The 23,091-nt window shown below is 38.5% G+C and carries 23 protein-coding genes; 9 read left to right on the top strand and 14 right to left on the bottom strand.

Features of this window, described 5'->3' with window-relative positions; translation table 11 throughout:
* Positions 1 to 64 precede the first annotated feature (64 nt).
* Positions 65 to 1,579, bottom strand: coding sequence for a hypothetical protein (locus IL356_RS15465; protein ID WP_121848426.1), 1,515 nt, complete (start codon positions 1,577 to 1,579; stop codon positions 65 to 67).
* A gap of 270 nt (positions 1,580 to 1,849) precedes the next feature.
* On the opposite strand from IL356_RS15465, the gene IL356_RS15460 reads away from it, so the two are divergent.
* A complete protein-coding gene (locus IL356_RS15460) occupies positions 1,850 to 2,584 on the top strand; it encodes an NUDIX hydrolase (RefSeq protein ID WP_121848425.1) in 735 nt (244 codons plus the stop codon).
* 22 nt (positions 2,585 to 2,606) lie between these two features.
* Here IL356_RS15460 and IL356_RS15455 read toward each other — a convergent pair whose 3' ends face one another.
* Positions 2,607 to 2,951 carry a cupin domain-containing protein gene (locus tag IL356_RS15455; RefSeq protein ID WP_121848424.1) on the bottom strand — a complete coding sequence of 115 codons (345 nt, stop codon included), beginning with the start codon at positions 2,949 to 2,951 and terminating at the stop codon, positions 2,607 to 2,609.
* Positions 2,952 to 3,196: 245 nt separating this feature from the next.
* Between IL356_RS15455 and IL356_RS15450 the strand changes: the two genes are divergently transcribed.
* The 3 genes from IL356_RS15450 to IL356_RS15440 all read left to right on the top strand — a co-directional run bounded on the left by IL356_RS15450 (position 3,197) and on the right by IL356_RS15440 (position 5,664).
* Positions 3,197 to 3,778 carry a hypothetical protein gene (locus tag IL356_RS15450; protein WP_121848423.1) on the top strand — a complete coding sequence of 194 codons (582 nt, stop codon included), beginning with the start codon at positions 3,197 to 3,199 and terminating at the stop codon, positions 3,776 to 3,778.
* A 102-nt stretch (positions 3,779 to 3,880) separates the two neighbouring features.
* Entirely contained in the window at positions 3,881 to 4,960 is a 1,080-nt protein-coding gene (locus tag IL356_RS15445; protein ID WP_162987849.1) for a sensor histidine kinase, read from the top strand.
* Positions 4,957 to 5,664: a LytR/AlgR family response regulator transcription factor gene (locus tag IL356_RS15440; RefSeq protein WP_121848421.1), complete on the top strand. Its 708-nt coding sequence runs from the start codon at positions 4,957 to 4,959 to the stop codon at positions 5,662 to 5,664. The genes IL356_RS15445 and IL356_RS15440 overlap by 4 nt, the downstream gene beginning before the upstream one ends.
* 67 nt (positions 5,665 to 5,731) lie before the next feature.
* Here the strand turns inward: IL356_RS15440 and IL356_RS15435 are convergent, their stop codons facing one another.
* The 9 genes from IL356_RS15435 to IL356_RS15395 form a co-directional block, all read right to left on the bottom strand.
* The gene (locus IL356_RS15435; RefSeq protein WP_121848420.1) at positions 5,732 to 6,556 is read right to left on the bottom strand and encodes an alpha/beta fold hydrolase; all 825 of its coding nucleotides are present in this window, start codon (positions 6,554 to 6,556) and stop codon (positions 5,732 to 5,734) included.
* Positions 6,557 to 6,559: 3 nt separating this feature from the next.
* Positions 6,560 to 7,255, bottom strand: a complete 696-nt coding sequence (locus tag IL356_RS15430) for a family 16 glycoside hydrolase (RefSeq protein WP_121848419.1) — start codon at positions 7,253 to 7,255, stop codon at positions 6,560 to 6,562.
* A gap of 6 nt (positions 7,256 to 7,261) precedes the next feature.
* Positions 7,262 to 7,783: a DinB family protein gene (locus IL356_RS15425; RefSeq protein WP_121848418.1), complete on the bottom strand. Its 522-nt coding sequence runs from the start codon at positions 7,781 to 7,783 to the stop codon at positions 7,262 to 7,264.
* Positions 7,784 to 7,807: 24 nt separating this feature from the next.
* Positions 7,808 to 8,260, bottom strand: a complete 453-nt coding sequence (locus tag IL356_RS15420) for a YybH family protein (RefSeq protein ID WP_121848417.1) — start codon at positions 8,258 to 8,260, stop codon at positions 7,808 to 7,810.
* A 73-nt stretch (positions 8,261 to 8,333) separates the two neighbouring features.
* Complete coding sequence (locus IL356_RS15415; protein ID WP_121848416.1) at positions 8,334 to 8,810, bottom strand: hypothetical protein; 477 nt, start codon at positions 8,808 to 8,810, stop codon at positions 8,334 to 8,336.
* Between the two features lie 471 nt (positions 8,811 to 9,281).
* A complete protein-coding gene (locus IL356_RS15410; RefSeq protein WP_225621513.1) occupies positions 9,282 to 9,974 on the bottom strand; it encodes a 3-keto-disaccharide hydrolase in 693 nt (230 codons plus the stop codon).
* A gap of 144 nt (positions 9,975 to 10,118) precedes the next feature.
* The gene (locus tag IL356_RS15405; RefSeq protein WP_121848414.1) at positions 10,119 to 12,257 is read right to left on the bottom strand and encodes an outer membrane protein assembly factor BamB family protein; all 2,139 of its coding nucleotides are present in this window, start codon (positions 12,255 to 12,257) and stop codon (positions 10,119 to 10,121) included.
* An 87-nt stretch (positions 12,258 to 12,344) separates the two neighbouring features.
* Positions 12,345 to 13,217 (bottom strand): helix-turn-helix domain-containing protein, encoded by an 873-nt coding sequence (locus IL356_RS15400; protein WP_121848413.1) that lies wholly within the window; start codon positions 13,215 to 13,217, stop codon positions 12,345 to 12,347.
* Between the two features lie 79 nt (positions 13,218 to 13,296).
* Positions 13,297 to 13,881: a Crp/Fnr family transcriptional regulator gene (locus IL356_RS15395; RefSeq protein ID WP_121848412.1), complete on the bottom strand. Its 585-nt coding sequence runs from the start codon at positions 13,879 to 13,881 to the stop codon at positions 13,297 to 13,299.
* Positions 13,882 to 14,368: 487 nt separating this feature from the next.
* Between IL356_RS15395 and IL356_RS15390 the strand changes: the two genes are divergently transcribed.
* From IL356_RS15390 to IL356_RS15375, 4 genes are read left to right on the top strand one after another with little or no spacing between them, the layout of a single operon-like run.
* Positions 14,369 to 15,043 (top strand): TetR/AcrR family transcriptional regulator, encoded by a 675-nt coding sequence (locus IL356_RS15390; RefSeq protein WP_121850664.1) that lies wholly within the window; start codon positions 14,369 to 14,371, stop codon positions 15,041 to 15,043.
* A gap of 4 nt (positions 15,044 to 15,047) precedes the next feature.
* Positions 15,048 to 16,712 (top strand): peptidase domain-containing ABC transporter, encoded by a 1,665-nt coding sequence (locus IL356_RS15385; protein WP_121848411.1) that lies wholly within the window; start codon positions 15,048 to 15,050, stop codon positions 16,710 to 16,712.
* A gap of 6 nt (positions 16,713 to 16,718) precedes the next feature.
* Entirely contained in the window at positions 16,719 to 18,068 is a 1,350-nt protein-coding gene (locus IL356_RS15380; protein WP_121848410.1) for an HlyD family secretion protein, read from the top strand.
* Complete coding sequence (locus IL356_RS15375; RefSeq protein WP_121848409.1) at positions 18,068 to 19,465, top strand: TolC family protein; 1,398 nt, start codon at positions 18,068 to 18,070, stop codon at positions 19,463 to 19,465. The genes IL356_RS15380 and IL356_RS15375 overlap by 1 nt, the downstream gene beginning before the upstream one ends.
* Before the next feature lie 133 nt (positions 19,466 to 19,598).
* Here the strand turns inward: IL356_RS15375 and IL356_RS15370 are convergent, their stop codons facing one another.
* Positions 19,599 to 20,507, bottom strand: coding sequence for a LysR family transcriptional regulator (locus IL356_RS15370; protein WP_121848408.1), 909 nt, complete (start codon positions 20,505 to 20,507; stop codon positions 19,599 to 19,601).
* A 93-nt stretch (positions 20,508 to 20,600) separates the two neighbouring features.
* Between IL356_RS15370 and IL356_RS15365 the strand changes: the two genes are divergently transcribed.
* Entirely contained in the window at positions 20,601 to 21,209 is a 609-nt protein-coding gene (locus IL356_RS15365) for an NAD(P)H-dependent oxidoreductase (RefSeq protein ID WP_121848407.1), read from the top strand.
* 55 nt (positions 21,210 to 21,264) lie between these two features.
* Here IL356_RS15365 and IL356_RS15360 read toward each other — a convergent pair whose 3' ends face one another.
* Positions 21,265 to 22,311 carry a lipid II:glycine glycyltransferase FemX gene (locus IL356_RS15360; protein ID WP_121848406.1) on the bottom strand — a complete coding sequence of 349 codons (1,047 nt, stop codon included), beginning with the start codon at positions 22,309 to 22,311 and terminating at the stop codon, positions 21,265 to 21,267.
* A 402-nt stretch (positions 22,312 to 22,713) separates the two neighbouring features.
* Positions 22,714 to 22,980 (bottom strand): hypothetical protein, encoded by a 267-nt coding sequence (locus tag IL356_RS15355; RefSeq protein WP_121848405.1) that lies wholly within the window; start codon positions 22,978 to 22,980, stop codon positions 22,714 to 22,716.
* Between the last annotated feature and the right edge of the window lie 111 nt (positions 22,981 to 23,091).

The raw sequence follows: 23,091 nt of genomic DNA, 5'->3' as shown, positions 1-23,091 counted from the left end.
GTCTCTGATTTGACGCTAAAAAATGTGCAACTTTATAAATTACCGGAAAGTCTTGGCCCCTACCCTATTTTCCTTGAAAGGTCAAAAACATAATGCTATGCGCAGGAACGGATAGTTCACCCTTTGAAACGGAAACACCTTTGATATCGGGCATGGTCGTATCGGATTCTAACTTTAGAACTTTTCCATTTAATTGAATTTCTTTAGAAACCAATTCTTTTGCGGTAAGCAAATATTGCTCTGCATTTTGAGTCAAGTGAAAATCAACGGCCTTTTCTGAAGGATTGATCAGTAAAGCGGCATAACCGTTAGCACCTTTCAAATTATGGACATATACATTTATGCCCTCGATATTAATTGTCATATCGAAAACTTGGGTACCCATAAGTCTACCCCATAACAGGGCTGCCCAATAGTTCGGTCTTGGGTCGTGTGTGTCTTGCTCTAGCAAAGCATATTCGCTAGCAGCCAATGTATTGTGCATTACCACTTGAACACCTTTTTTTGCCAATCTGCCCATTTGTTCTAAATACCGGAAAGTATCAAGAAAAGTGACAGCCCAAGGATTCCCCCCACAGGCGGCTTCGGCCGTTTCGGTTAACCAAATGGGGGCATCTGGTAAGTAAGTGTCACGTACTTCTTCATAGAACTTTAGGCCATCTTCTGTTTTAGAGAGCCATTCATCATTTAAAGCGTTCTCTGGGCTTAATTGCCCCATACATCGTTGAGATACACCTCCATAGAAATGATAACTAAAAATATCAAATTCAGGAATAGGCTTGGCCGATAGAATTTTATCTGTGGTAATTGTAGAATCGTTACCCCCAAGTATACCTCCCTCCCCTGTTGATCCCGGCCCTAGTATTTTCATGTCTGGCGCAGCAACAGAGACATATTCTTTAAAGGCTTTAAAGTCGTTGGCATAATCAATGGCGTCATAATTTTCCGGTGCCCCACCATGACTTGAGTGAGACGGTTCGTTGAACATTTCAGATGCATATATCTCACCTTTGAGTAGGTTGGTATATTCCAATAAGGGTTTTATCTGTGCATTGGTCCAATTTCCTTTCTGATCACGCATTCCCTCACTTATGGCGAATGAAGTAACCAGTTTTGCATCTAAATATTGACAAAAATCGATAACGCCCTTCCATTCTTTTCGGGTCAAGACATTTTCGTAACCCTCTGGAGCTTTTGTCATTTTAGGTAGGTCATTATCCTGAAAATAAGTCGTATTTGCCCAAGTACCACTCACCCTAATATACATGGGGCCCAAAGCCGAAGTAAGCATCCTTAACTTCTCATCGTATAAATCAATGGCCGGTATCTTTCTCTTTAATGCTGAAAAACCCCTTGCTTTAACCGCTGCCGTATCGATTAAATCATAGGGAATCCAAAATTCCCCTCCCACTACTTCGCACATTTCTACATTTACCGATTGATACCGCTCCTCGACATCGGCGATATGTTTTAAGCTCTCAAGTTCAAGCTTAGGTGTTTTCAGTTCATCACTTTTAGTTTCTTTACAGGAATAAATGACTAGTAAGAAAGGGGTCAAGACTAAATATTTGTATCTCATAAAAAGGTGTTTAAGTTGGCATATTTGAAAATGTTAAAGGCTATATGAAGGCTTAATTTAAATCTTCGACTTAATGATGTATAGGGAGGTGCTTTCGAGCCCTAACTTTAACCAGTAACCCTTCCCTATTCTTAACCACTACAGAATCAATCAAATATATTAAAATTTTTTATTGTCTTTTAAAAAGACAATAAAATTTATCTTTGAAAATCATTAAAATGAAAAAGGCTAGATTTAATTTTGAATCAACCTATAAGTAATTGATGGGCTATGAGAATTTATGAAGCAGACGAACTAATTTCACAACTTTCTATTGATTGTACCATTTTTGGCTACCAAGAGAAACGGCTAAAGGTTCTCATATCACAATTAAATTTCAAAGGTGATTTCTTGGCCCTGCCTGCTGGTTTCGTTTATCAGAATGAAAGTATCGATCAGTCTGCACATCGCATATTGACAGAAAGAACAGGCCTCAAAGAAATTTATCTTCAACAATTTTGGGTGTTTGGTGAAAAAGACAGAAACTATTCAAAATTTATGGCCCAGCTGTTTGCCTTCAACCCAGAATTAAAGCCTAACGATGAAATGGGAAACGAGCGATTGACTTGGTTCTCAAAAAGATTCATCTCGATCGGCTATTATGCCTTAGTTGATATCAATAAAGTACAACTAAATAAAAGTGGTTTAGACCATTCATTGGAATGGTACGATTTTAATGAGCTTCCCGATTTGATATTTGACCACAACGAACAAACATCAAAGGCTTATAGGGCCTTGCAACTTAACTTAGATGAAAATCTTCTCGGTTTCAATTTGCTACCCGATAAATTTACCATGAAAGAAATTCAACAGGTCTATGAGGCCGTCTACGATCGCCCTTTTAGAAGAAATAACTTTCAAAAGAAAATGTTGGATTTAGGAGTTTTAGAACGTTTGGAAAAAAAATATACCGGCGCCAATAACAAAGCCCCTTATTTCTATCGCCTAAAACCTTCTACGCCTTAAAATTCACCTGCCACTTACCATCCTATTCCTCCAAATCAAAACGGTCACCTCTTGTAGTAGGTTGCGAGATAACCAAGAAGATTAAATCGACATTTTCATCATTTCTGATTCGGTGAACCGATTTAGGGGGTATATGAATGCCATTGCCTTCATCTACAACAACCGTTTCACCATCAATCTCAAAAGTAGCTTTACCACTCAGTATTCTGAAAAATTGTTGCGCTTTTTGGTGATAATGCCTTTTTTCAACTGTTCCAGACGGCATTAACTCTTCGATAATGCTTAAATCGGGTGATTTTACCAAATGCCACCCACAACACTCATCTCCCCATTTATAATGTTCAGCATACGATTTAGATATCTTCATTTGAGTCTTTATTTATCATCAGAAAAAGGATTACCTACTCCCCTTTTTACAGTTTCCTTTCCATAAAAAAACAGAAAACAACCTGCTCAAAAAGAATAGATTACAAGAAATACGATGGTGTACATCGCTTCTATTTTCCGAGTTCGTCGCAGACTTTTTCGGTTTCGTCTCATTTTCTCATTTGGCCCTACATCTCGCCCTACTTTTGAACCAAAATCTAATATAAACCTAAAATATATAAAGAGATGAAAACAATTAAAAAGTATGCACTTATCGGTGTCGCATTGATTGCCCCATTGGCCGCAATGGCCAATAACCCCATCGTTGAACTAAAAAAGTCAGAATCTAAAAAGAGTGTTCTTTTAGAGATTGGCAATTCGCAGGAAGAGGCAAAAATTACTATTCTAGACAACAATCTTCAGACCTTGTTCAAAGAAGAGGTCTATAGCAACTACTCTAAATCTTTTAATCTTGAAGAGCTAGCGGATGGCCGCTATTTATTCATGGTAAAGATGAAGGACAAATCTCTTAAGTACACCTTAGATGTAGATAAAAGCCAATTAACCATATTGGATACCAAAGAAGATGCCGCTCACGAAATTTTTCAGGCTAAAGATGGCCGCCTGAACCTTAGCCTTCTAAACCTTGAGAGAAAGCCTGTTCTTGTCAACATCATCAACCCAGATGGATATATTACCCACGAAGATAAGTTTGAAGGAGATTTGACGGTTGAACGCAGTTATAACTTTGAAAAGGCATTAAAAGGCACTTACGAGGTAGTGGTTGTACAAGGCGATAAGGTATATCGCCAAAAAATAAAGAATTAAGATTGATGTCGTAACTACGTCATTGTTTGTTATAGGTGACCTAGGGTATTTGCCCCAGGTCGCCTTGTTTATGAACCGAACTTAGATCAACTTTCTGAAGAGTTGACTAAATTAGTATCTTATGCTGTATTTGCCCAGATGATGAACTTCAACTTTAATATTCCGAAAAAATATAGAAATATCATTCCTCATATAGTGGTTTGGGGCATTTTGATTCTGCTACCTTTTCTTTTTGCATGGATGCGTGAAAACGAAAGTCCCCTTTCTGATAGAGATTGGGCCTTTTTATACCTCAACTCTTTCATGCTTTTTTTCTGGATGCTGTTCTTCTACCTGAACACACAAGTAATCATTCCCAAATTACTTTTTCGCGGAAAGTACCTTTTGTTCATCTTATTGCAACTGATCATGTACCTAGGTGTTTTGGGCGTGCGCCGGTTGGTCTTTCACTTATTTGTGAGCGATTCGATAGAATTTCAATTTTTAGGCTCTGCGTGGCATAATTCCATCGTATTTCTCTTGACCACACTTGTCAGTATCATAGTAAAAACGGTTCAGGACAGGGCAAAAACCGAGCAGTTGGTACAAGAGGCAAATAACGAAACCTTAAAATCTGAACTCTCTTTTCTTCGTACGCAGATAAGTCCGCACTTTTTGTTCAACGTACTCAACAATATGGTCGCTATGGCACGGTTAAAAAGCAATCAACTTGAGCCCACGATTCACAAATTATCTTCGATTATGAAGTACATGCTGTATCAAACAGAGGAGAAAGTGCTTTTAAAAAGTGAAATAGAATACTTGAAAAGCTACATTGAACTGCAACAGTTACGAATTGGTGACCGACTACAGCTTAATCTGAATATTCATGAAATAGAAGACTGGCACACCATAGAACCGATGCTTTTGATTCCGTTTGTTGAGAACGCTTTCAAGCATGGCACGGGAATGTTGAAAAAGCCGGAAATAGCCATTCATATCATTAGCGACAAAGGTCGCCTACATTTTGAGGTCAAGAATAGGTATGAGACCCAAAATACTACAAAAGACGGCGTTTCGGGTATCGGGCTGGCCAATGTTAAACGCAGGCTTCAATTACTATATGACGGCATGCACGAACTAGAAATAGATTCTGATGGCGAATGGTTTAAAGTAGATTTAAAGTTAACTTATAAGTCATGATCAGATGTATTGCGGTCGATGATGAACCATTGGCATTAAGCTTACTGGAAGACAATATTTCAAAACTGCCTTTTTTAGAGCTCGTGGGTACGTGCAATAATTGTTTTGAGGCTATGGAGCTAATGCAGAAAGAGCAGACAGACCTCATTTTTATCGACATTCAAATGCCTGGCATGACGGGCCTTCAATATATTTCTGGCCTAAAAGAACGTCCACTGGTCATTTTTATAACAGCCTACTCTCAATACGCCGTAGATAGCTACGATTTAGATGTTGTCGATTATTTGGTAAAACCTGTACCCTTAGACCGATTTATGCGAGCTTGCAACCGTGCGAAAGAGTTGAAAGAATTAAAGGAAGCGCCCAAGTCTTTACAAAAAAGCCAACCATCTGACCACTTCTTCGTAAATTCTGATCACAGTCAGGTGAAAATAAAATTTGATGATATCATCTGGATGAAAGGTTATGGGGACTATATCAAGTTTCATCTAAAAAAATCTGAACGACCTTTAGTGGTTCGAATGACCTTTAAAGAATTGGAAGGTCAGTTACCTGAAAATCTATTCATTCGAATACATCGCTCTTATTCGGTAGCTATTAACGAAATTACGGCGATTCGAAAGAATAGTATTTATTTGGGGGATAAAGAACTGGCCGTAGGTGAAACCTACCGAGATTCGGTACAGAATCTCACCCAAAGATAAAACGGAGCAATAAACCCTTTAGAATTTAAAATAGACCCTTTTTTAACTCTTCAAAAAATGATTCTATCTATTCTACGGACAAAAAAGGTTCTATACACGCCCAAACAGTATCAAAATTTTCCATAAAGGTAACATGCCCTGTGTTGGGTATAATTGCTAGTTGACTGTTCGGAATCATCTGGTAGGCCGCGATTACCGTGGCCAGTGGCGCATTACGGTCCAGTTCACCAGACAAGACCAAAGTTGAACATTTAATGCTCATGAACAAAGCTTTATCCGCCGCCATAGAATTGTAAAACTGCTCCATATCCCTCCAGAATTGCACTAATCGGTCTGGTTCGGGCATCAGCTTTTTCTTTTGCGTCCAAATTTCATTATTGGGGTCAAAAATGGGGCCATTAAAATTCACGGTACGCAGGCCAGGTGTTTGTTCGCCTGCGCCAATGGCGACCATCTTTTTGACTCGCTCAGGAAATAGGCTTGCCACTTTATAGGCCGTATACGCCCCATCACTAAAACCCAATACGATAACGCTGTCTTGGGTTACCGCATTGATAACGGCCAACACATCGTTGGCCCTACGTTCATAGGTAATGGGCTTGCTGCCAATTTCAGATTTACCATGCCCTCGGGTAGCCATAGCGATTACCTGGTAGTCTTTTTGTAGCCTATCAATAAAATCGGTCATCTCGTCCATATAACCTAAAATGCCACCGTGTAAAATGATTAAGGTTTTACCTTCACCGTACACTTCATAATATAGTTTAGCGTCATCGGCTTGCACATAATGTCCTGCCTTTGGGTTGTTGCCGTAGGGTATTTTGGTGTTTGTTTGAGAATAGCAAAGAGAATTTTCTACCAGTAGGAATGCTAAAACAATAAGTGATTTCATTTTTTATTCTTGAATTACTTTCAAATCTCTAAAATAGCCTTCGGTACCAATATCTACCCAAAGTGCAATAGCGCCTTCTTTAGTGCTTCCTAACATTTCATCAATGACCATGGTGGCATATTCTTCATTATTAAGAAACATTTTTACCTTTTTGTCCTTTATTTCCAAACGCATGGTAATCCACTCGTCTAAAGCAATAGGTGCTGCGGTTTCGTAATCTTTTTTGGTTTCGTTACGTAAAACGTCGAATTTATGGTCCGGGTAGGCGTAATATTGCACTGTACGGTTACGTGCAAATTGACTATCTGATCTACCAACACGGGGTCTTAGGTAAATGGATTCGTAAGCACTATCATCGTCATTGATTCTAAATGCAACCCCAATAAAACCTTGTGCACCTTTAAAAGTGGTGTTGGCCTGAACCCTGCTCAATAATTTTACCTCTATGGTGCCATTTGCCAAAGTAACATTCTTTAGCTTAACATAGGTAGGTTCATCTACAGTAGATCCTAAATTTTTAAGGTCAAATGGCAAAGCTTCTAAATCTCGTTCTACTTTAATAGCCTTTTTTCCCTTTACCTTTTCTATGGAAGCGGTGACATGTTTAAGCTCAAACTCTTGTTTTTTAAAAGTTAAAGATTGTGCATTGATAGCCGTTGCCACAATAAATGATATTGTAGCCAAAATGTATTTTTTCATAATCGATTAAAATAATTTTTCGTTAGGTGGGGTAATCCCGGCCATTCGAATGTAAATAGTTGTTTGTCCTCTATGATGGGTTTGGTGCTCGAACAATTTAGCAAAAGCCTGTGCTTTAGTCATTTTGAATCTTCCGAATAACTGTATGCTTTCTTTTAATTCTGCATCGGTCATTCCGTTCAATCCCTTAATGACAAAATCATACCCATCGGTTACCAATTGGGTTACATTTTCTTTAGAGGTGTCGGTGCTTTTTTCTGATTCTCCCTGACCTATGGGGCTTTCAATTCCTACCGCGGCCGATGTAAACCCGTAATTGGCATCGGTCAAGTGTAGCATTTGCTGCGAAAAAGAGCGAATGTCTTCGGTGGGTTTAAAATCATATTTATCGGCAGGCATGGCTTCTAAATATTCTAAGGTATAGGCCTTTGCCCTTTCCCAATCTTCTATGAGGCTGGATACGGTTTGTGCATGAACTGAGCCAAAAGCGCCCAAAATTAGGGATAGGATTACGAGTGATTTTTTCATGTTGAATACTGTTAGAGGATTAAATTATTTTGATTGATTGTAAGAATAGGTATCGATTTTCCAATAGTTATTTAATTTTTTCAAGATAAACACTTCCCTAAAGTCTTGCGCTAATTTTTGATTTTCCTTTTTCAAAAGGATGGTTCCTTTAGAGGTAGAACGTACAAAGGCATAATCACCAGCAATAACTACATCGGCAATGGTTACTTCTAGGTCAAAATCAATGGTGTTGAATACATAGGTATAATTGCCAATTAGTTCTTCAGTGCCCGTTGCAGTTGGTGCTCCAGTAGGAAGCAGTACCGCTTTTTTGGTAAACTGTTTAACTAATTCATCGATGTTTGAGGCATTCAACGCAGCAAAGTAATCTTTTACGGTTTGTGCTACTTTTTGCTCTTCATTGCTTTGGGCATTGGTCAATACGCTAAATAAAAATAAAGGTGCGATCAAGCTGTTTTTTACAATTTTCTTTCTCATTGTACTCGTGTTTTAATTTTAAAACAAAGGTCTTTGGTAGCAAGGTGTTTTACCCTTAAACTAGTTTAAGAAATCAAATATCATCCACTTTAACCTCTTTGTTCTTGGTGGGGTCAAAGGCTCGTTTAGTAATCTTTAAATCTTTAAAATACCCAATGGTTCCTATGTCAACATACAGCCCTACCCCACCAATCTTATGTTTTCCGAGCATTTTATCTACCACAAAAGTGGAGTATTTAGCATTGTTGATGTACATCTCGGCAAAATCACCGTTTACCTCAATACGCATGGTAATCCATTCTTTAAGGGCTACGGGAGCGGAGCCTTCGTATTTACCAGGGTCAGATTTTCTGAGCATGTCAAACTTGGCGTTCGGATACGAAATGTACTGAACCGCATGGTTTCGGTACTGCTGATTGTTTACGCGACCTACTTTAGGGCGAACGTAAATACCCTCAAAGGCCGAATCATCGGGCTGAATACGAAAATAAACGCCTATAAAACCAGCAATACCGGGGTAAGGCGCAGGGTCTTGTAATTGGCTGTACATTTTAACTTCAATAGAGCCATTTTCAAAATCTTCAAGACCAACTAAACGCGCATAGTGGGGTTCATCTACCGTGGCTTCAATATTATTTTCATCAAAGGGAATAGCTTCTAGTCCCTTTCGATTTTTAAGACTTTATTACCTTCAAATTTGATGATAGACCCCGTTACATTATGTAACTCAAAAGATTGTTTTTTTAGTTTGATTGTTTGTGCTTGGGTTAATACCGCACCACAAAAAAGTGTGAGAATGGAAAGTAAATATTTCATGGAAATGCTTCATTTTTAATTCGCTACAAAAATGAGACACCCATATACTTTCTGCCCTTAAAGTAGTTTAAGAATTTGCATCTAATGTGATGCATAGTCGGTTTTACTTATATCATCTACAGTTCTTGAAAATAAAAAAGGCAATCATCGATTTTATCGCTTTGATTGCCCTTTAGTTCTTTGTAGGTGTCGCCTTTACCAGGATTTACAGCTCTTTAATTTTTAGGTTTCGAAACCAAACAGGGGATGTCCATTCTTGCAAAGTTATATGCCCCTTGGTAGATGCACCGAAATGAGGGAAGTTCTTAAAGCCAGAATTGGCGACATAATCTTTCCATTCTTGCGAATTAAAATCGGCTTTTGCCGTAAGGTTTCCATTCAAGTAGAATTCTATTTTACCATTTTCTTGTATAATTCGAGCCGTGTTCCACTCACCAACGGCTTTCGTAGGTGTTGGGGTTAATTGCGGAGCATAGCCATAAAGACAACCTGATCTCTTTTCTTCGATTGAAAAGTCTTTATTACTGGCATCCAACAATTGATATTCCGGACCGGTAAACCAGGCCTCTTCAAATTCTTCATTTTCATGAACATTCACAAAAACACCGCTGTTACCGCTTTCCGTCATCTTCCATTCAAAGGTAAAATCATAGTTTTCGTAGGATTGATCAGATACCAAATCTCCATGCTCACCATTACCGTTCAAAGGATCACAAGTAAGTATACCATCTATCGCTGCCCAAATTGGCTTAGCATCAACATCATTATACAAATGCCAACCCTCGGTAGTCTCTCCGTCAAATAACAAAGACCACCCTTCCGATTTTTCTTCATCGGTTAATATATTTGGCAGCATGATATTAGATTCTTCAATAACTTCAGTATCTGAATTATTCATAGTCTTTTTATCATTTTTACATGACGCGACAACTAGGAAGAAAACGGACAAAAAATAAAATTTTCTATTCATGAATGTTAAATTATTTAATTGTAATGATTTATAAAAACTTTACTAGCTTTTAATTTCTTTGGTTCAACAACTTTATTTTAAGGCAAAGGCCATCACCGAACCAGAAGGGTTTTCCGTTGTTCCTCCAACGGATATGGAAACATATTGTTTGCCACCTACTTCATAGGTACAAGCCGTGGCATTTGCCATGGCAGGCAGCTCATATTCCCATAAAGTTTGGCCGTTAGATTTATCTATTGCTCTAAGCAGCTTATCTTCTGCCCCACCAATAAAAATTAGTCCGCCAGCAGTGACTATAGGTCCTGATTTTCCCTCAAGTCCTGTTAATGGTGCTCCATCTTTTTGCAATTCCGGATTATTTCCCAAAGGAACTTGCCAGTTATATTCCCCGCTTGATAAATCTAGAGAATGTAGGGTGCCCCAAGGTGGTTTTATGGCAGGGTTACCGCTTTGATCTATCCAAGTAGTGTATCCAGAAATATTATAGTATTCAATTTTGTCATTTTGGGAAGTGGAAGCCGCTTCTTCAGAAATTACCCTGTCTTCTTCCTCATATAAAAATGCCAATAACGATTCAATTTCATCATCGGTCAAAGCCCTAGAAAAGCCAGGCATTTGACCAACGCCCCCGGTAATTTTTGTTTTGGCTATTTCTTTTGAAAGTCTTGATTTAACGTTGGTTAGTTCAGGAAAAACCGCGCCATTACCTTGACGGTTGGCGCCATGGCAAGCGGCACAATAGTTCTTATACAAATTGCCACCCTGTTCAATGGTTGACGTAGCCTTAATTTTTGCCGGGTCTCTTTCTACTATGGTAATCAGTTCGGCAACATCCATAGAGCGGATATATAAGGTATTGGTTTCCTTATCAAAAGCCGCTCCGCCCCATTGGGCACCACCACGGGTACCGGGTATCATAACGGTTCCTTTTAAATCTGGCGGAGTGTACATACCCTCATACCTAAGTGAATCGAACTGTTTTTGAAGCGCTAGATTATTTTCAGCTGAGACATCATTTAAATCTTCAACCGTCATATATTGTCGTGCAAACGGTAGAGGCCTTGTTGGAAAGGGTTGTGTGGGCCATGCTTTTTCCCCTGGCATAAATGATTCCGGTACCGACTTTTCTTCTATGGGAAAAATGGGCTCGCCTGTGTCACGATCCAATACGAAAACAAACCCTTGTTTAGTAATCTGCGCCACTGCATCTATATCTATTCCATCTTTTTTTAAGGTAACCAAGTTAGGTGGTGCGGGTAGGTCATAGTCCCACAAATCGTGATGCACCGTCTGGTAGTGCCAAACATAATCTCCTGTTGCTGCATCTAAGGCTAAGACGCAATTACCATAAAGATTTTGCCCCAATCTATCGGCCCCATAAAAATCATAAGAAGGTGAACCCAGAGAAGCGAAGACCAACCCTCTTTTAGTATCTACACTCATTCCTGCCCAATTATTTGCACCACCAGCAGTTTTGTAGGCTTCTTTTGGCCAAGTTTCATAACCTGGCTCACCCGGCTTAGGTATGGTATGAAATGTCCAAGTTAACTCACCGGTGATTACATTATAGGCTCTTATATAACCGGGAGGAGAGCCATAAAGATCTTCTAACCTACCTCCTACAATATAAAGGTCTTCATAAATTACCCCCGGAGAAGTCAGGGCAGTAAACAGATCAGAAGGATCATCCCTCAGACCTATTCGCAAATCAACCGCTCCGTTTTTACCAAAGTCGGTAATAGGTTTTCCATCTTCCGCATTAACAGCTATCAATGTAGGGCCCGCCCCGAATAGAATACGACTATCGCCATTTTTCTCCCAATAGGCAACCCCACGAACGGTACCTCCGCCTTGTTGGCCATTAAAAGGGTCGAATTGCCAAATTTGCTTACCGGTGGCCGCATCAAGGGCATATAAAATGGCCTTTGCGGACATCGTGTACATCACCCCTTTTACAACAATTGGGGTACATTGGCTTAAACCAGCCCTAGAACCATCTGGCATATCGTTCATATTAAAAGACCAAGCTAATTCTATGTCTTTAACATTATCAACCTTTATCTGTTCAGCCCCAGAATAATTTGAACTTTCCAGGTCTCCTCTATGAGTGAACCACTGTTCTTTTGAATTACTGGTTTGATTTGAGTTACAACTCAAGAAAAATACGGTTGTAAGTGTTAGTATGGTAAGATAGATTTTTGAGTGGCCCATTATTTAAATTTTAAAGTCATTTTCAAAATTAAATGGATATGATAAGCCATATATATAATAATCAAACCAAGAACTTTGAAAATAAAACTATTCTCTTCTATATTCCTGTGGAGTTTGACCTATGTGCCTTTTAAAAAATGAACTAAAATAATTTGACTGAATAAAACCTAAGGCAAGAGCTATTTCAGAAATTGTCCAGTCTGTTTGTTTCAAAAGTGCAACAGCTTCTTTAATAATCCGTTCTGCGATGAGATGACTCGTCGTTTTACCTGTTGTATCCTTAACCATTCTATTAAGGTAATTAACATGAACAGAAATACACTCGGCAAAGTCACTGGCACTGACCAATTTTATAGGCTTTAATGGACTTACAACAGGAAACTGTTCTTCCAGTAAATCAAAAAAGCGCGATGTAATTCTAATAGGTGCTTTTTGATAAGGCTTAAAATTTAGGGTGTCATCTATTTTAATCGATTCATGAATCAATAAGTTAATATGAGACCTAAGTACATCATTCTTAAATTTGTATGTGCTTGACTGTTCATGTAACATATTTTGGAAAATAGAAGCAATTTTATCTTTTTGTTCTATAGTGAGCTTTACAGCAGGTGCTGCCCCGATTTTGAACAAAGGGGTTTTCTGCATAATGCTGACCCGGTGGCCGGGATACAAAAATTCTTCCAAAAAGTAACAGGCATAACCTTCCCACTTTTCTGAAAGAACTTCTGAAGAATAGGGAATATATGGTGTAGAAAAGCGCAGGTAGGTTCCATCAAGATGAATTTTTTCATGAGCTTGATTTATCAGTGCTTTTCCCGTTACCAAAGCAATCTTATAAAAACCTTTACGAGAATAATTCAAAAACCCTTTGGCATGAGGTTGAATCTCTATCACTATAGCTCCTTTTCTTTTTAAATTGTTCAGAAAATTTGTTGACGGGGCAGAATTGGTTTTGCTCATACCGTTAAAGTATAAAAATCAAACTTATTTTCAATCCCTCATGTGTATTTGATTTATACCGACTTTTAACAGGCTTACCCTAATCAGACTTTACCATCTCTTTCCTGATCATACTTAAAAATTCAGGAGTAATTCCCAAATACGAAGCGATTTGGGTGTTGGGTAATCTATAGGCCAATTTGGGGTATTGCTCTAAAAAAGCCAAATACCGTTGATGAGCGGTTGAGCTTATCGTATGAAACACCCGGTTCTGTAGCTCAACATATTTTTCCTCGGTAATCACCTTAAAGATTCTATCTAACTTTTGAATGTTTATATAAAGAAAATAGAGATCTTGTTGGGCTATCTGAATAATTTCAGAAGACTCTAAGGCCTGTATATTGGACACTCCCGGCTTTGTAGCATGAAAACTCGTAATATCCGAAATCCATTCATTCTCCCCGGCAAAGAGAATATTGTGTTCTTTACCTTCTTCATCTAAAACAAATAGTCTTAATATGCCCTTTACCACAAAGGTGTAGTATTTACAGACTTCGCCCGTTTGCAGAATGAATTCCCTTCTTTTAACCGCTTTATGCGTAATTCTGCTTTTTATCAAACTTTTTTCATCTTCCTCAAAGGGTAAATAAGACTCAAAATGGGCTAATAGGGCTTCAGCATTCATTTTCGGGAAAATCTTTTATTGAAGATAAAGAAATTCGGTTAGATGAGATTTTCGGTGCGGGTAGGCAGTGATACACTGAATAGCTTCTTAGGGCATAATTAAGGGTATATTTCTAATGTGATACCCACAAGTTAATATTCAAAAATGAACCTTATCAAATCATTTTGTTTAGCGGTCATTTCTCATATATCCCAAAAAATGATGGAAATCCTTCTAGAGTAGAAGATAAAACCTCGTAATGGGCTCTCAGAAGCACCCCGTAGCATACTACTCCAAAAACACTTGTAAATCAACATCTTAAATAACTTTATCTCCTAGTAAAATTCATTACAACAGCCTTTCCCAAAGAATTATGTCACCATTTTAACTACTTGGCAAAAACTAGATTCATCGAATCATTTACTTAAACAATATCCATAAACAAAAGTTAAACTTTTAATTAATAATAGTATTACTATTAATTTTGCGCTTCTCAACTACACAAATGATGGACCATCTTTTAAAATCTTTAAAAATTCAAATCAACGAAGGGCTGTACATAAAGGATCCCGAGACGAGCGATTTAGGCAAACGAATCGTAAAAGAAAGCATATTGCTTATCGATGAAATCGGCTTTGAGCATTTTACATTTAAAAAACTAGGGGTAAAAATAGCCAGTAACGAAAGTTCAATTTACCGGTATTTTGAGAACAAACATAAGTTGCTGTTATACCTTACTTCTTGGCATTGGGGCTGGTTAGAATGCCAGTTGGTTTTTGGCACCAATAACATGCCCAACGTGAAAGAAAAGCTAAAAAAAGCCATTAAGATCGTTACATGGCCCGTAAAGTTCGACGCCACTTACTCGCATATAGACGAGGTGAAGTTGAACAACATAGTAGTAAACGAATATTCAAAATCATATTTGACAAAAGAAGTAGATAGCGAGAATCGAGAGGGTTATTTCGCCATTTACAAAAGATTGATCAATCGCCTGAGCTCAATGATATTAGAGGTAGATGAGAGTTACCCTTTTCCTAAAAGTTTGGCAAGCAATGTTCTTGAAGGGTCTTTGCACCAACGCTTTCTTAAAAGCCATTTTCCCTCATTGACCAATTGCAGCGAAAAACAGGGTCCGAATTCATTTTTTGATGATTTGGTCTTTAAATCACTAAACATATAATTGCATGGCCAAAAATGTACTTACCGCTTGGCAGCGCCTCATCGGGCTTCTTAAATTAGACAAGCGCGATGTTTATCAAACTTTTTATTATGCCATTTTTGCCGGTCTGGTCAATTTATCACTCCCGGTAGGTATTCAGGCCATTATCAACCTAATACAAGGTGCTAAAGTAAGCACCTCTTGGATCATTCTGGTCGTTTTGGTAACAGGTGGCGTGGCCTTTGGCGGGCTTTTACAGATAATGCAGATACGTATTATTGAGAATCTTCAGCAAAAAATATTTGTGCGATCGTCCTTCGATTTTACCTATAGGTTTCCAAAAATAAAAATGAGCGAGTTAAGAGATTATTACCCCCCGGAACTTGCCAATCGTTTTTTTGATACGCTAAACGTTCAGAAGGGTTTGTCAAAAATATTATTGGACTTTCCGGCATCGATACTTCAGATTCTATTCGGTCTCATATTGCTCTCATTTTACCATCCTTTCTTTATCATCTACGGGCTATTGCTCATTTTATTGATTTATGTGGTATTCAAATTTACCGCTCAAAAGGGTATGGACACCAGCTTAGATGAGTCTAAACTCAAGTATAAGGTCGCCCATTGGATACAAGAAGTAGCCCGTTCATTGGTAAGCTTCAAATTATCGGGCAAAACGGCGCATGCTGTATCGAAAAACGACCTTTTGGTTGCCGATTATCTTGAAGCACGTGAGAACCACTTTAGAGTTTTGCTGTTACAGTTTATTCAAATGATTGGTTTCAAGGTTTTGGTTACCGCGGGTCTTCTTTTGATCGGGGGGCTTTTAGTACTTAATCAAGAAATGAACATCGGGCAGTTCGTAGCGGCTGAAATCATTATTCTTTTGGTAATCACCTCTGTGGAAAAGCTTATTAGGGGCCTTGAAACGTTTTATGACCTTTTGACCTCTTTAGAAAAAATGGGGCAAGTGGTCGATAAAGACCTTGAAGATCAAGACGGTGACCAACCTATCAACCCTGCGGAAGATATGACCGTTGAGTTGGATAATGTTTCTTTAAGTGTTTCGGGTGGAAAGACCATATTGGAAGATATGTCGCTAAAAATAGAACCACACAGTTCGATTATGATTACCGGACCGAACGGTGCCGGAAAATCGACCTTGCTTCGCATGATTGCCGGTATTACCGAGCCGACCGGAGGAAATATTTATGTGAACGATATTTCGCTAAACGGAGTCAATTACAATCATTACCGGGCACTTTTAGGGCAGTCGCTTACTGAAGAGACTCCTTTTGAGGGAACCATTTGGGAAAATATCACTTTCGGTGATAAAACCATCCCCCAAAAAGACCTTCATTGGGCATTGGACAAAGTGGGGCTTTTACAATTCGTGAAAGAACAACCCTTAGGTCTGAAGACCATCATTTATCCCGAGGGGAAACAAATACCGCATACCGTGGCCAAAAAGATTGTCTTGGCAAGAAGTATCGTTCGCAGACCTAAAATATTGCTATTAAAAGACCCTCTAAATCTTTTCGATAAGTTGGAAGCTACCCGGATTATGGACTTCCTGACCGAAAAAGAAAATCCATGGGCATTGGTGGTAGCCAGTCAAGACGACAGATGGTTAGAACGCTGCCAGACCGTCGTGACCATGGAAAGAGGAAAAATTGTATCGATAAAATAAAAAGCCATGCTCAATATATCTAAAAATCCACTGAACAAAACAGTACACTTGACGGGCTTTAAATCGACCGAGCGGGTATTTCACCAAAGGCATTACAAGCATTTGAACCGGTTTCTTCTCGGATCGGCCATTTTCGGAATCATTGTTTTGCTTCTACCATGGACACAAAATGTTCGCGGAAATGGTTATTTGACAACCCTTAGCCCTGAGCACAGACCTCAAACCATTCAATCGCCAATTCCTGGAAAAATTGAAAAATGGTACGTGAACGAAGGTGATTATGTTCAAAAGGGAGATACCGTCTTATTCATATCCGAAGTGAAAAATGAATACATGGATCCCAAACTGGTTGAACGTACAGGAGAGCAAATCAAGGCAAAAAGTCTATCGGTACAATCATACCAAGGCAAAGTAAATGCTTTGAGGCAGCAAATTTCGGCATTAAGGCAAGAGCGCGAACTTAAACTTGAACAGTCAAAGAACAAGTTGACACAATCAAGGTTGAAGGTGAAAAGTGATAGTATCGACCTAATTGCTGCACAAACCAATATCGACATTGCCGAGCGACAATACGATCGAGTTGTTCAATTGCAAGAAGAAGGGTTGAAGGCTGTGAAAGATGTCGAGGAAAAAAGATTAAAACTTCAAGAAACCCAAGCCAAATTGATTTCACAAGAAAATAAATTACTGGCTTCTAAAAATGAAGTTATCAATGCAGAAATGGAAATCAATCGTCTCAGAGCTTCCTATGCCGATAAAATAGCTAAATCTGAGAGTGACATGTATACGGCCCAATCAAATCAATACGATTCTGAGGCCCAGGTCAGCAAACTTGAAAATCAATATTCCAATTACGACATCCGTAGCTCTCTTCATTACATCAGGGCCCCTCAAAGTGGTTACATCAACAAAGCAATCAAGTCAGGTGTCGGCGAAACCTTTAAAGAGGGTGAACAACTGGTCAATATCATGCCGGCAGATTTTGATATTGGTGTGGAAACCTACGTGGACCCTATCGATTTACCGTTAATTCATGTAGGTGGTGAGGTACGTATTTTGTTCGATGGATGGCCGGCTATTGTTTTTAGCGGATGGCCCAATACTTCATACGGTACTTTTGGAGGTAAAGTGGTTGCCGTAGAAACCTTCATCAGTCAAAATGGCAAATACAGGGTGTTGCTAGCTCCTGACCCCGAAGACAGGGCTTGGCCGAAAGATTTAAGGGTAGGATCCGGTGCCAATACCATTGCACTTCTTGACGATGTTCCGATATGGTACGAAATCTGGAGACAGTTAAGTGGTTTTCCACCGAACTATTACCAACCTGCCAACGCAACGGATAAAACTAAAAAGTAATGCGAATAAAAATTCTCTTTATATTCTTTTTAGTCGCCTTCAGCATGTCTGGTCAAGAACCCCAGACCGTCTTAAAGTTCAATGAGTATTTGGCCTTTGTCAAAAAATTTCATCCCGTAGCGAGACAGGCCGAGCTCACCATAGACTCTGGACAAGCCGAATTGATGAAATCACGAGGTGCATTTGATCCTAAAATTGAGGTCGATTATAATAAAAAGCTTTTCAAGGGAACGGAGTACTACGAAAAGCTGAATTCAACCTTTAAAATTCCGGTATGGTATGGTATCGATTTTAAGGCCAAGTACGACCAGAACGAAGGTGAGTATTTAAACCCTATGGACAATGTTCCTGAAGATGGTCTATACAGCGCCGGGGTAACCGTGTCCGTCGGTCAAGGTCTTTGGATGAACGACAGAATGGCAACTTTAAAAAAGGCCAAGATTTTTAGGGAGCAATCGAAGGTAGATCGCGACCTGCAGGTCAACCAAATACTTTATGAGGCATCAATGGCCTACTTTAAATGGCTTCAAGCCTATCGCGACCAACAAACGTTCAGTCAGTTTTTATCAAATGCCGAGATTCGTTTTGAGAGTATAAGAACTAGTGCACTCTCTGGCGAACTTGCCGCCATCGACACGGTAGAGGCAAAGATAACGGTTCAGGACAGGCAACTTCGATTAGAACAATCAAAAATTAGTTTGATCCATGCATCACTTGAGCTCTCTTCTTTTTTGTGGTTGGATAATGTACCGGTCGAACTGCAACCTGAAGTCGTTCCCGACATTCAAATAGATGGCATAGTGGACACTACGTTGGAGATTGCCGGAAAACCACTCGACAGTTTTCCTATGGAAAACCATCCGAAACTAAGGTCTTTAGATTTCAAAGTTCAGAGTTTGGTAGTAGATAAACGACTTAAAACCAATAAGCTGCTACCAAAAATCGATTTGGAGTATAACTTTTTGACGGAAACACCGGAATACATCAATTCTTTTCAAGACGATGCTTATAAAGCAGGTCTTTCATTCAGTCTGCCGTTGTTTTTAAGAAAGGAAAGAGGTGACCTTAAATTGGCCAAAATAAAATTACAGTACGCCCGATTAGATTATGATAATGCGGAAATAAAGATTCGGAATAAAATTGTCGGGCTATATCAAGAGTTAGATTCTTATGAAACGCAGCAACTACTGATGGGCGATATGGTCGATAATTACGAACGAATGTTATCCGCCGAAGAGCGCAAATTCATGTTGGGAGAAAGCTCGCTATTTTTAGTCAATTCGAGAGAAAGTAAATTAATCGATGCTACCCTAAAACGTAACGAAATTCAAAATAAATTCTATTCGGCCAAAGCCAAACTGTTCAACTCTATTGGTCAGGCACCTCAGAATTTATAAAAAGTGCTATTGTTAGTTCTTACATCGCAAGAAAAATACGTGTAAATTCTAAGAATAGCATACCAAAAATAAGTGCTGAGTAGATTAGGTAATTATATTATCCCCCTTTGATAAGTAAGAAATCTACAGGTTTTTAAAGTTTACCTCCCATTTTATCTTTGAAGATAGATTTTATGACCGCCACTTCTTTCTTGAACTGCAAATCGGTTCGAGTCGCAAAATAGAGCGTATTATCGACGGTTACATCACCTTTCCAAATCACCTTGATTTGCTTAGACTCAAGCTCATTTTCAACCAAAAAATCAGGAACTACAGCCAAACCTTCTTTACCACTTAAACTACGTATAATAGAACTGATATTAGGTAAAATAAAGTTTGGTTTAAAATCGGGTCTTCTCTTAAAATTGTCGAACCAAAATCGTATGAAATGTTCCATTTCATTTGAGGCACTATACCAGGTATTGTTTTTTAAAGTTTCTTCGATTTTGGCTTTTTGCTTATCACCTAAAGCACTTTCAATTTCTGGAATTTTTGTTTTTGAACCGGCCACCAAAATGATGGTCTCTTTTGAAAATGGTTCGTACTCTACCAAGGTTGATCGGTTGTTGATGCGAGGGGTAATGACCAAATCTAACAAACCGTTGTTCAAATCTTTGATTAAATCTTGATGGTTGCCGAATTTAGCCACCAGATTGAAATTGAACTGGGCGATTTCTGGTTCAAGAATGGCTTGAAAAGTTTCCGTACACATACCAATATGTACCGAAGGCACCTGCTCTTTTGAAGTTTTTTTAAAGTGCTGCTCGGCCCTACCAAGCTTTTCCAACGGTTCTAATACAAAATTATACAGTTGCTTACCCTCTTCGGTAGGTATCATTTTACGAGAAGTACGCTCAAAGAGCTTTCGACCCACGTAGGCCTCCAAAGCATTCAAATGCAAACTCACCCCAGGTTGAGATGTGTATAACGATTTGGCAGCCTTTGTCAAGGTATGGTTTTCATAAATAGCGACAAAAGTGCGATACCATTCTAAGTTAACCATACTATTATTTTTATAATACAAATGTATAATTTATATTATTTTAATAATGAATAGTCTCGTGTTAATTTTGCTTCAAATTAGAAACAAATCGATATGACACGAATTCTTATAATCAATGGCGGACATCAATTCGCACACTCACCAGGTCTATTTAACAAAACGCTTCTTAATGAAGATGTCAATTACTTTAATGGTTTAGATGAGTATGAAATTAAGACCACTCAGGTAGATGAGGCTTATGACACTTTAGGAGAAGTCGAAAAGTTGAAATGGGCCGATGTAATTATTTATCATACGCCTGTTTGGTGGTTTCAAATACCCTTTAAATTCAAAGAATATCTTGATAAAGTTCTTACGGAAGGGCATCAGAAAGGCATATACCACAGCGATGGTAGAACCCGAAAAAATCCGGCTATTAATTATGGAACAGGAGGCCAACTGAACGGCAGAAAATATTTACTAACCACCAGCTGGAACGCGCCACAGGAAGCTTTTGAATGGAAAGGTGAGTTCTTCGACCAGACCAGTGTCGATAAAGGCGTTCTTTTCGGTTTTCACAAAATGAACCAGTTTATTGGTTTAGAACATCTTGACTCTTTACACTTTCACGACATGGAAAAAAATGCAGATGTTCCCAAAGAACTTAGTCGCTACAAGTCTTTTTTAAATCATCATTTTAAAAAAGAGCTCATTGCACAATAAATAAAAACCACCTCACGGTGGTTTTTTATATCTACTTTGTCTAAAAGTTTATAAATCAAAGGGTTCGCGCCATACTGCGATAGGCTGGAAAGTAGTCGCAAGTTTTGAAGACGTTCGTTTTCAAAGTACTATCGAAGCTCTTATTAGAAAGTTGCTCATAAACCTCTTTATTTACCACATACTTCCATAAATAGAACGGTCGAAAATCTTTTGAAAAGCTTGACTTAAAGTAAAAAAGTGAGTCTTCACTACCAGATTTTCCTCCTCCCAAATTAAAATACGTATAACCTTGTTGGGTGGCTATAATTCGCATCTCATCTATGAGCAGTTTCAAAGGGTTTAGATGTAAGTAATCAGTTTTACTACCAGAAAGATGGTATTGTACAACGTTTTGCGTCTTTACAAAAATAGCTCCCGAAATAATCTCTTCGGTCTCATTATGTACCACCAATAAGAGTTGCGTGTTGAATTTTCCCTTTTTTAGAAGGTCAATGAAGTATTGCTCATCAAAAAAATAGGTTTTCTCAGCCCCTACCCTTAACATGTTTTCGTTGTACATCGCAGCAAATTCCCGAATATGCTGTGTGGTAGTTGCTTCAATGACGCCACACTCTCTTCTAGCCTTATTAATATAAGTCTTAAGCCTTTTGTTGAATCTTGAACGCTGTTCATCCAACGTTTGGGTCAAATCGATATTCACCACCAAGTTATGAAAGCAAATTTCCCCCAGATCTTTTAATGTATGAGACTGACCATCTATATAAGGGTGCAATCTTGAAAAGACCGATATCACCTTATGCTTGAACAAAAATTGATGTAATTCGTTTTTGAAAGCACTTTGTTCAAAATAGCTCCCTCTTTTTTCAATAGGCCCAGCATAACCGTAAACCGAAGTAGCATCATAATAATCGGTTCCAGAAATTTTTCGAAAAATCAAAGGTAGGGCAATTAGCGTGTCCCCCTCTGTATACTTTATCAGCGCGGGTATATCGTTGTTCTTTGCTAAAAGACGGTGGTACTCATAAGTGTGATAGAAGTCAAACTTGCCGATGCTTTCAATCACTTGGTTCCACCCTTTTTTGTCAGTAAATGTTTCTATCATAGGATAGCATGTACCGGTTAAATTAATTATGTTCACTTCTTTCGGTAGTCGACCGAAAGTATTGGGGCAGCTCTAAATATTAAAAAAAGGCACTGCCTAACTTTTGGCAGATAAATTTTCTTGAAAGTGCAAGGAACTCAAATACGAGGTATGATATCGGAGGTAATTCATCAAAATAGTGGTTAAGGTTTGGATTCTGTTTGGCCTTGAATTTAGGTCTTTTTTTTCAGATTTAGGAATTTATCAATGTTAAAATGGATTTTAATGCAAAAAACACCGATGAACGAACCAAAAAATGATTTTTATTCAATACTAAAATGAATGAATGTCCTAAATAAAATGGTTTCTCAACACTCTATTTTATCAAAAATTAGGCCAAAAAAGAATGTTTAAAATTTGAAATTAAGTAGCTTTTAAGAACTTAACCTTGAGTATTTTATAACCAAAAAATCCTGTAATCCCTCCAATTAAAGATCCAAAAGGTATGGTAACAAAAAGGAAAATCCATCCAACGGCGACATACCCTCCTCCGCTGGCCGCTCTTTCGGCCTCTTGCCCATCTAAATATTGACAAATCCAAAAAAGACCATAAAAGCCAAGAATACCACCTAGAATTACCCCAACAAATATCAGGGTCAACATTATTAAAATTCTGAAAGTTTTGTTCATTTTGAGTTGCACTACTCTACAATTAACGCAAAATATGCTAGCCCATTGTATCTACAAACAGCCTGAAGTTCTTAACCTAATACTGAATTTCTATTTAAGAGGTCAAGACAA

The organism is Euzebyella marina (assembly GCF_014855515.1).
Lineage (GTDB): Bacteria > Bacteroidota > Bacteroidia > Flavobacteriales > Flavobacteriaceae > Euzebyella > Euzebyella marina.
Note: the sequence above shows the minus strand (reverse complement) of the source record. Positions and strands in the feature narration are given on the sequence as shown.